Genomic DNA, 9,398 nt, shown 5'->3' with positions numbered 1-9,398 from the left:
ATCAGGCCGTCTGAAAACAGGTTTAACGGTTTTTCAGCCAGTCATTACGCATTTGTGCGGCTTCTTCAAAATAGCGGTAAAGCTCGGTTTTGTTGCCGTCTGAAAGGAGCTGTTCCAATTTGGATAATTGTTCTTTCAAGTCGCCGGTCAGCTTGAGCAGGGCAGGGCGGTTGGCTAGGCAGATGTCTGTCCAGACGGCAGGGTGGCTGGAGGCGATGCGGGTAAAGTCGCGAAAGCCGGTGGCGGCATAGGGGAGATAGTCTTTGCCGTGCGGATGGTCGAACAAAGCGTGGACATAGGCAAAGGCGGTCAAGTGCGGCAAGTGGGAAACGGCGGCAAAAATATTGTCGTGTTCTTCGGCGCTCATGGTGAAAATCTGCGAACCAACCGCCTGCCACAGGCTTTTCAACCGTCTTAGGCCGTCTGAAGCCTCTTGGCCGTGCAAGGTAATGATCAGGCGGCTGTTTTGAAACAAACCGCAACGCGCGGATTTTGCGCCGCTTTGATCCGAACCGGCAATCGGGTGGGCGGCAAAACATTGCGGCAGGCGCTCGGACAAGTGGGTGCGGAAGGCATTGAGTGCCGATTGTTTGGTGCTGCCGACATCGGAAACGCAGGCCGTTTCTTTTAAGAAAGGCTTGATGTCGCGGCATACGTCAGGCAGGACGGAGACCGGCGTGGCAATCAAAACCAAATCGGCATGGCCGATGCTTTCGGCGCAAATATTCGGGTAGGCATGGTCGATGATGCCGCAGTCGAGCGCGTAATTGAGGTTGTCGGCATTGGTGTCGATGCCGGTAACGCTTTGCACCAGCCCCAAGCGTTTGAGGTCGAGCATGAACGAACCGCCGATTAAACCGACGCCGATAAGGGTAATGTGGGGGAAAAAGGCGGAAGTGTTCATGGTTTGCATTCGGTTTTAAGTGGAAAAGTTTATTTTAATCTGTCATCGAGGCCGTCTGAAAGATGGAATCAAGGTTTCAGACGGCCTTTTTTAGGGTCGATTTTTCATGATTTAGGCATAGAAAAATCCGTTTAGTAGGATCATGTAACCGATTATCAGATTTTCATACACTAAAATAATCATCTGAATTAGTATAACGTCTTAAAGTAAGTAATTGGTATCTTAAAGTAAATTATTACATCATATTTTATTCTGATTGGTATCGGATAAAATAATTCACTCAGAAAGAAGGAATTTATGAGTTTTTCACAAACCGAATTAGTCAACGCAATGCGTTTGCTTTCTACCCGTCTGCCGCAGTTTCCGGAGCAGCAAAACCAAGTATCCCGCATGTTGCGCATTGTAACCGAACGTTTGAGCAGTCATTTGAATGAAAACCTGAAAGCGTTCGGCATCAATGAAAATCTGTGGTTTTCCCTGATGGCGGTTTACGTCAGCCCAAACAGCGAAATCCTGCCTTCGCGCTTGAGCGACCTGATGGACTTGACGCGCACCAGTGCCACACGCCTGTCGGACGACATGGTTGAGCGCGGCTGGGTAGAGCGTTATATCAATCAAAAAGACCGCCGTCAGATTGTGCTAAAATTGACCCCTTCGGGTGAGACCTTCATCCACGAAGTATGGCCGCAAATTGCCCGTCAGAGCGGCCAAGCGTGGGAAGATTTCACGAAAGAGGATTATGATACGCTGCAACACCTGTTGGGTAAACTGTTGAACCGTTTGGGCAATTGACAACAGACGGCCTGATGGTCTGCGGCAGGCACACATAAACGGAGTCCGTATGAAATTAGGTTTGGTCAAATCAAGCGTATGCGTTGCCGCAGTTTCGCTGTTGGCGGCATGTGCGCCCTTCGGTAAACAGTCGCCTTTGGATGAGACAACAGCCTATCCGCTACCGCAAGGCCAATCTGCCGCTGCTGCCCAAGACGGCTGGTGGATGAAGCTGAAAGATCAAAAATTAAACAATTTGATTGCTTCCGCCATTCAGACATCTACCAATCTGCGTGTTGTCAAAGCAAGGTTTGAGCAGGCTCAGGCTCAGCTGGGCGTTGTAGGGGCCGCAAACAAACCGCAAGTCGGCTTGGGTGTTACAGGTTTGGGTGCTTATGTTTCACCCAAACCTCAAGCCGGTATGGTCGATACCGACCATACATTGGTTTTGGCGAACGCAGCCCTGCAAGGCAGCTTGGTTTTTGACTTTTGGGGTAAAAACCGAGAGCAGATTCAAGCTGTTTTGGGAAAAAGCCGGGCTGCGGTTTATGAGGCGCAGCACATCCGCACTGAGCTGGCTCACGCCGTAGCCGCCCAATATTTTGCGTGGCAGATGGCGACAGAACAACTGGCGCTGCTGGATACGCGCATAGAGTTGGCGGATAAAGCATTGAAACTGATGCAACAACGCGTTAAAGCGCAACTGGCTCCTGCCGATGCTTTGCACGCTCTGGAAATGGCGCAACAACAATTGCAGCTTGAAAAATCGGCATGGACTCAGAAAAACGAGAAAATCCGCAACAGTCTGGCTGTATTGACCGGCCGTGTGCCGGGTGCATTAAATGGACAGGTTCCGGAAAAAATGGCCGCTGTGCCGTCATTGCCGGTTAGCCGTATTGAAGCGGACTTGCTGGCTGCCCGTCCCGATATCGCGGCACAAAAAGCCTTGCTTGAAGAGAAATGGCATATCGTCAAATCAACCGAAGCAGAGTTTTATCCGAATATTGAGTTGAAAGTTTTGGCAGGCATGACGCATATTGATGCGTTCAATCTGATTCGCGGACGGACATCCGGTATGTTGGGCATTGTTCCGGCTTTGAATCTACCATTGTTCACCTCCGGCGCGCTGCAATCCAAATTGGCAGGCAAACGCGCCCAATATAATGAGCAGGTTGCCGTGTACGACCAAACTGTTTTGAATGCCATGCGTTCGGCGGCAGATGCCGTCGTGGACTATCAAAGCCTGAAAAGCCGACAAGATACTTGGAACAAGATGGTCAATATCGCGGATAAATCTGTGCAAAATGCGAAAGGACGTGTTCGTGCAGGTTTGGATAACGGCTTGACCGCCTTGCAAAAACAAGACGAAGCTGCGCGTACAAAAATGTCGGCGGTTCAATACCATGCAGAATATCTGACAGCTTGGAGTAACCTCAATGCCCAGTTGGGCGGAGGCTTTAAATTAAATAAGAAATAAACGTTTGATTAAAACGGTAGGCCGTCTGAAAGTAATTTCAGACGGCCTTTTGCTTACCTTATTTACATTTGCTACCGGAAGAAATTATTGTAATGAATAGAGTGTAACTATAGAATATGACCCCTTAGCGCGTTTCGCGCGCGTATTGGGTTGAGGGTAGAGCCAGCAGCCCGGCAAGACAATAATATCGTTATCACATGTACAGAATTAAAGTTAGGACTTATGGATACTCAATCAGAAAAAAATAATGTCCAAAATGAAACGGAAGTAGCCGCTTCCGGCGCTAAAACGCATCGCAAACGCAATTTGGTTATCGTTACACTCTTATTTCTTATTACGGCAGCCGCAGTTGCTTTGGCGTATTTTCTGTTTTGGCAGCATGAAGAAGAAACGGAAGATGCTTATGTGGCCGGTCATTTGGTGATGATTACGCCGCAGGTGAACGGCACGGTGCGCAAAGTCATGTATGACGATACGGATGTCGTGAAAAAAGGCGATGTGTTGGTGGCTTTAGACGACAGTGATTTTCAGCTGGCATACGATCGCGCGCAAAATGAATTGATTCAGGCCATCCGTCAAAACAAACAGCAAACTGCGGTCAATTCAAAAGCCAAAGCGCAAGTATTGTTGCGCAAAGCCGATCTGGCTCGTGCGCAAGCCGATTTGCGCCGCCGCGAATCTTTGGCGGGTACGGAAGCGGTTTCCGGCGAAGAACTCAGCCATGCACGCGCCGCTGTGGTTCAGGCTCAGGCTGCATTGAAAGCGGTTGAGGCGGAAGAAGTTTCTGCTCAGGCAGCATTGGGCAGCAATATTCCGCTGCGCCAACAACCAGCGGTTCAGACAGCCATCAGCCACATCAAAGACGCTTGGCTGAATCTGCAACGTACGCAAATCCGTTCGCCAATCAGCGGTCAAATTGCCAAACGTAATGTCCAAGTCGGCCAACGTATCGCGCAAGGTACGCCGATGATGGCTGTTGTACCTCTGTCTGAATTGTGGGTGGATGCCAACTTTAAAGAATCGCAACTGCGCAAAATGAAAATCGGCCAGCCTGTTGAAATGACAGCCGATTTGTACGGCAGTAAAGTGGTTTACCATGGCAAGGTCATGGGCTTGTCGGCCGGTACGGGCAGTGCGTTCTCATTGTTGCCGGCGCAAAATGCAACGGGCAACTGGATTAAAGTCGTACAACGCGTGCCGGTGCGCATCAGTTTGGATGCCAAAGAATTGCAAAAAAATCCGCTCCGTGTCGGTTTGTCGATGACTGTTAAAGTCGATGTTGCCGAGAAGGGCAGCGGTAAAGCCATGACTGCCGAAGCAGAACGAAATACTGCGCTGCCGGAAACGGAAAGTGTGGATTGGAAAGCCGCCGATGCTTTAGTCGATAAAATCTTCGAGCAATATGCAAAATAATCTTTTCAGACGGCCTGGGTCTTTTATTGAAGGCTCAGGCCGTCTGAAATATTGATTCTCTTCAATCGACCGCTTTGGCGGTTGTCTTATAGTTTAAAAATATGAATTATCCGCCGTTACAAGGGTTTAAGCTGGTGTTGGCAACGTTGGCGCTCAGCTTGGCCGTATTTATGGAAGTCTTGGACAGCACCATCGCCAACGTCGCCGTGCCTGTTATCGCAGGGGATTTGGGTGCGGCGACCACGCAGGGCACTTGGGTGATTACCTCATTTGCCGTAGCCAATGCCATTTCCGTCCCCCTGACCGGCTTTTTGGCCAAGCGGTTTGGCGAGGTTAAAATCTTTATTGCTGCCGTGATTGGTTTTGTCGTAACGTCATGGCTGTGCGGTATGGCGCATAATCTTCAAGCCTTGGTTTTTTTCCGAGTGTTGCAAGGCTTTATCGCCGGGCCTTTGATTCCCTTATCCCAAAGTCTTCTGATGGCTTCCTATCCGCCTGAAAAACGAACATTGGCATTGGCTTTGTGGGCGATGACTGTCGTCGTTGCCCCTGTATTGGGACCGATTTTGGGCGGTTGGATTTCGGACAACTGGCATTGGGGATGGATTTTCTTTATCAATATCCCAATCGGGGTTTTATCCGCCTCCATTGCTTGGAAACAGCTTAGACACAGGGAAACCGAAATCGTCAGGGCGCCGATTGATTATGTCGGGCTGGTGTTGATGATTGTCGGTATCGGTGCGTTGCAAATGATGCTTGATAGGGGCAAAGAGTTGGACTGGTTTGCCTCAGGAGAGATTATCGTTTTGGGTGTTACCGCTTTGGTGTTTCTAACCTATTTTATTGTTTGGGAGCTGGGCGAGAAATACCCGATTGTTGATTTGTCATTGTTTAAAAATAGAAACTTCACGATAGGCGTTGTTGCGACATCCTTGGGCTTTATGGTCTATATGGGTACATTGACCCTGCTGCCTTTGGTGTTGCAATCAAATCTCGGCTATACCGCCACTTGGGCCGGTTTGGCTGCTGCGCCGGTGGGTTTTTTGCCGATTATTCTGTCGCCGATTATCGGTAAGTTTGGTAATCGCGTCGATATGCGCCTGTTTGTCAGTGCCAGCTTTTTGGTGTTCGCCTACACATTCCATTGGCGAACCGATTTCTATGCCGGTATGGATATGAGCAACGTCGTTTGGCCGCAATTTTGGCAGGGTTTAGGCGTAGCCATGTTCTTCCTGCCTTTGACCAGTATCACGCTGTCGCATATGAAAGGCAATCAAATTGCCTCGGCCAGTAGCCTGTCTAACTTCTTGCGTGTGTTTATGGGCGGTGTCGGAGTATCCGTTGTCAGCACCATGTGGGAACGGCGCGAAGCTCTGCACCATACTCAACTGACCGAACATATTAATTCATTGTCCTCAATCAGCAACCAATCTATTCAAGGCATGATGGCCAATGGCCTGAGCAAAGAGCAAGCCCTGGCTGCGATAAATAGTACCATTTCCCAGCAAGGCTTTATTATTGGCTCAAATGAAATCTTCTTGGCAGGCAGTATCATATTCATCAGCATGATCCCCATTATTTGGCTGGCAAGACCTCCGTTTAACGGCTCCAGCGGGGGAGGGCATTAAATAAAAAGTTCTTGTGTTGACTTGGTTAAGGGGAAGGAAGATTTTGGCGAGAAGATGATATTCAGCATTTGAATAGGGTAGAGGGTTTTTACTTGGGAATGCTCAATAGAATTACATATTCTAATCCTTAGTGGATGTTAGATATAAAGAGGCCGTCTGAAAATGGATTTCAGACGGCATTTATTCTCGTAATGTGATGATTCAGGCTCTTAATGACCTTGTTTTGGAGAGTTTGGTTTCTTTTGCTTTGATTCGTTTTCCGCGTTTGTATTTGGCTTTGTTTGGGGTGTTTTCTTCGCAATGTATTTTTGTGTTTTTTGTAGGGTATGGGCTTGGTTGTTATCCGTTTGAATTATCACGGCACATGGCGGGGATCATCATCGGATCCAGCGTTCCGCCGCATTGCCAGTTAAGCAACCAAGTCGAGTCATTGTTAATTCGATAAGGGGTCAGGGTCAGGACTTTGCCTTTGTTTTGGCCTTTATCGAAAGGAATACTGATTTTGCCTGTATCTGCTTCTACAGTTACGCCACCGTTTTGGATGTATGTGCCGCCGATGCGTTGAGCGGTAACGCCGATTGCGCCTTGTTTGCTGACATCCTCTGCATTGGGCAGACGGTTATTTACCGCTGAGGCAATGCTGATTTCGGTTTTCAGGTCGTCGGCAAGGTAAAGTGCTTCGGAGGCTTGCGCCCTGCCGATATAGTTTTGATAAGTGGGTATGGCGACTACAACCAGAATACCGAGGATGGCGATCACTATCATCAGCTCAATCAGGGTAAAACCTTTTTGGGCTTGAAATGGGGTATTCATTTGAGTGTATCGTTTTCTTATTTTTATAAAGTAAATCCCATAATTGCCTTATGGGATTTACTTTTATTCAGGCTGCAATACCAATATTAGCGGCAGTTAGCAGGAACGTGTTTAGGCTCGCTGTCTTTATATTTACAAGTCCAAGTGATTGGAGACTCAGGATTTGCTTGGGATGGAGTCAGGGTTAGTACAGGTTGTTTACTTGCACCTGTATTTTGAGTAGTTACTGTAATTACCCCTGTAGTAGCTGCAATAGTAATACTTTTAACGTAGTTAGTGCCTTTTGCAGGGAAAGTGTAACCAGTATTGGTAGCAGTAATTGCTTTTAGGCCACCCAAAGCAGAAGCAGTTTCTGCTACAGCCAATTTTGCAGGCTCGGCCAAGCTCAAGCCTTCAGATACTTTAGCGCGGATGGTGTAGTCTTGGTATGCAGGCAGAGCGATTACGGCCAGGATGCCCAAGATGGCGATGACGATCATCAATTCGATCAGGGTGAAACCTTTTTGGATTGCTTTCATTGATTAAAACTCCAGTTTGAAAGTGTGAATAATTATGTTTAAGTAAAAAGTCCGTAATGTGCTTGGCACTTTGTATTATGAGTAAACCATAAAGTAAGAAGGAATATACAGCTTCCGTCGGGCTTGCTGCTTTGAGGCTTGGGCCTTGCCGGACGTGTTGTTTCAAGCAGTCGGTGTGCCAAGTGTGGAAAATGGGTTAAAAATTTTATTTTTTATTTTTTGTTTGTTGTTTTTATTGGGTTTATTTTTTAATTTTTAAGTTTTGTGAGGTTTTGTTTGAAAGTTTCAGGATTTTAGGGAATTTGGGTGGTTGACGTTTTTTGTCAGTTTTGTGTTTTTTGTGACAGGGAAGGGAGACAAGTTTGGGTGTGTGACGTTTTTTGTCAGAATTTTAGATTGATTCAATAATATGTTAATTGGTTTGGACAGGCGGTGTTTTTATGGCTTAATCGGTCGGTTTGATTTTTTGTGATTTTATTCTTTTGTTTTTTATGGGTTTTATTTTGAGTATGTATTTTGTGTGAATATTGATGGGGAAATGGTTTGGAAGGAGGGGATTTGAAAAGGGGTTTGGTGTAATAGATGAATGAAATTTTGTATTTGGAATTATATTTATTTGGGTTATGATTTTGTAATGTAGTTTTATATCAGGGAGCAGTCTGGTTTTGATTTTTAAGGCGTTGGATTTCTTGAGTGTTTTAGAAGGGTATATTCAGGATGTTTATATGTTGAATGCGATTAGGGTGAGCAAAAAATGCTCACCCTATATTTTTAAGATGTTCAGACGGCCTTTATGGGGTCAGAACTTCGATCAATGCTTGTTTTAGGGTGTTTTGGGTTTGCGGGTCTTGTAGGGATGGGCTGTAGGTGATGAAGCTGTCCTCAATGCGCTGATCCAAGGTGGTGATTTTGGCGTAGCGCAGGCTGATGTTGTGTGCGAAGAAGGTCTCGGCGATGTCGGCGAGGAGGTGGGGGCGGTTGACGGCGGTGATGTCTATGGTGTGCCAGCCGGGATAATCTTCTTCGGGGGTGATGATTACGGTAGGCGGAATGGGGATGTGGCGGATGCGGCGGCTGATGTGTGGACGGCCGCTTTGTTTTTGGACGGTGGTATTGCCGTGGATGAAGCTGTTGAGTTCGGCTTCGAGTGCGCTTTGGCGGTCGGGATACTCTTCGGGCGGGAGATTGTCGGGAAGTTGAAGGATAAAGGTGTCGAGGATGTAGTCGTGTTCGGTAATGAAGGCGCGGGCGGCTTGGATGTCGAAGCGGTGGCTGCTGAAGATGCGGCAGAGGCGTGCGAAGAGGCGGTCGCCATTGGGCATGAAGACCATGACTTGAAGGCTGTTGCTTTGGGGAAGGATGCGGCTGCGGACGGCCGGGCTTTGGGTGTCGTAGGCGAGGTTTGCGGTGTGCCAGAGGATTTCCCGAGTCTGATGGCGGACGTAGTATGCGCTGCCGAGGATGCGGCGGAGTTTTTGTTGGTTTTTGAGGGGAACGGCCGCGCGCGTGAGCTGATCGGTCGAGGCTTGTTCGCGTCGGTTGGGGAGGCGTTCGGGATCGTGATGTTTGCTGTTTAAAACGGCGGCGGTGCTGTGATAGAGGGTTTGGAGCAGACTGGCGCGCCATGTGTTCCAAAGTTTGGGGTTGGTGCCGCGGATGTCGGCAATGGTAAGCAGGTAGAGTGCGTCGAGGTATTCGCGTGTGGGAATACGGCGGCAGAAGGCTTGGAGGACATGGGGATCTTGGATGTCTTCTTTTTGGGCAACGGTGGACATGAGCAGGTGGTTTTCAACCAGCCATGCGAGGAGGTGGCTTTCTTCTTCGGTGTAGTAGTGGTTGGCGGCGAATTGTTGTGCGTCTTTGATGCCTTCTTT

At 48.1% G+C, this 9,398-nt stretch carries 7 protein-coding genes and 1 pseudogene; 4 read left to right on the top strand and 4 right to left on the bottom strand.

Translation table 11 applies throughout. From position 1 onward, the window contains the following. Positions 1-22: 22 nt before the first annotated feature. Complete coding sequence (locus ACTHUT_RS10065; RefSeq protein WP_250615031.1) at positions 23-904, bottom strand: prephenate dehydrogenase; 882 nt, start codon at positions 902-904, stop codon at positions 23-25. Positions 905-1,201: 297 nt separating this feature from the next. On the opposite strand from ACTHUT_RS10065, the gene ACTHUT_RS10060 reads away from it, so the two are divergent. From ACTHUT_RS10060 to ACTHUT_RS10045, 4 genes are all read left to right on the top strand, one after another. Then, positions 1,202-1,696, top strand: coding sequence for a MarR family transcriptional regulator (locus tag ACTHUT_RS10060; RefSeq protein WP_004521040.1), 495 nt, complete (start codon positions 1,202-1,204; stop codon positions 1,694-1,696). A 49-nt stretch (positions 1,697-1,745) separates the two neighbouring features. Next, a complete protein-coding gene (locus ACTHUT_RS10055) occupies positions 1,746-3,152 on the top strand; it encodes an efflux transporter outer membrane subunit (RefSeq protein WP_063075651.1) in 1,407 nt (468 codons plus the stop codon). A 222-nt stretch (positions 3,153-3,374) separates the two neighbouring features. Beyond that, positions 3,375-4,565 (top strand): HlyD family secretion protein, encoded by a 1,191-nt coding sequence (locus ACTHUT_RS10050; protein WP_188211761.1) that lies wholly within the window; start codon positions 3,375-3,377, stop codon positions 4,563-4,565. Between the two features lie 101 nt (positions 4,566-4,666). Next, entirely contained in the window at positions 4,667-6,193 is a 1,527-nt protein-coding gene (locus tag ACTHUT_RS10045) for a DHA2 family efflux MFS transporter permease subunit (RefSeq protein ID WP_049349105.1), read from the top strand. Between the two features lie 339 nt (positions 6,194-6,532). Here ACTHUT_RS10045 and ACTHUT_RS10040 read toward each other — a convergent pair whose 3' ends face one another. The 3 genes and pseudogenes from ACTHUT_RS10040 to ACTHUT_RS10030 form a co-directional block, all read right to left on the bottom strand. Beyond that, positions 6,533-7,006: a pilin gene (locus ACTHUT_RS10040; RefSeq protein WP_036493020.1), complete on the bottom strand. Its 474-nt coding sequence runs from the start codon at positions 7,004-7,006 to the stop codon at positions 6,533-6,535. Between the two features lie 86 nt (positions 7,007-7,092). Further along, positions 7,093-7,524, bottom strand: a complete 432-nt coding sequence (locus ACTHUT_RS10035) for a pilin (RefSeq protein WP_070587482.1) — start codon at positions 7,522-7,524, stop codon at positions 7,093-7,095. 791 nt (positions 7,525-8,315) lie between these two features. Then, positions 8,316-9,398 (bottom strand): annotated as a pseudogene (locus tag ACTHUT_RS10030) ([protein-PII] uridylyltransferase); the annotation flags it as partial.

Source organism: Neisseria sp. P0022.S010, from assembly GCF_051956635.1.
Note: the sequence above shows the minus strand (reverse complement) of the source record. Positions and strands in the feature narration are given on the sequence as shown.

What these genes read in the sequence shown, in the direction of transcription:
- ACTHUT_RS10065 (WP_250615031.1), bottom strand. Translation starts at nt 904, where the DNA reads ATGAACACTTCCGCCTTTTTCCCCCACATTACCCTTATCGGCGTCGGT.
- ACTHUT_RS10060 (WP_004521040.1), top strand. Translation starts at nt 1,202, where the DNA reads ATGAGTTTTTCACAAACCGAATTAGTCAACGCAATGCGTTTGCTTTCT.
- ACTHUT_RS10055 (WP_063075651.1), top strand. Translation starts at nt 1,746, where the DNA reads ATGAAATTAGGTTTGGTCAAATCAAGCGTATGCGTTGCCGCAGTTTCG.
- ACTHUT_RS10050 (WP_188211761.1), top strand. Translation starts at nt 3,375, where the DNA reads ATGGATACTCAATCAGAAAAAAATAATGTCCAAAATGAAACGGAAGTA.
- ACTHUT_RS10045 (WP_049349105.1), top strand. Translation starts at nt 4,667, where the DNA reads ATGAATTATCCGCCGTTACAAGGGTTTAAGCTGGTGTTGGCAACGTTG.
- ACTHUT_RS10040 (WP_036493020.1), bottom strand. Translation starts at nt 7,006, where the DNA reads ATGAATACCCCATTTCAAGCCCAAAAAGGTTTTACCCTGATTGAGCTG.
- ACTHUT_RS10035 (WP_070587482.1), bottom strand. Translation starts at nt 7,524, where the DNA reads ATGAAAGCAATCCAAAAAGGTTTCACCCTGATCGAATTGATGATCGTC.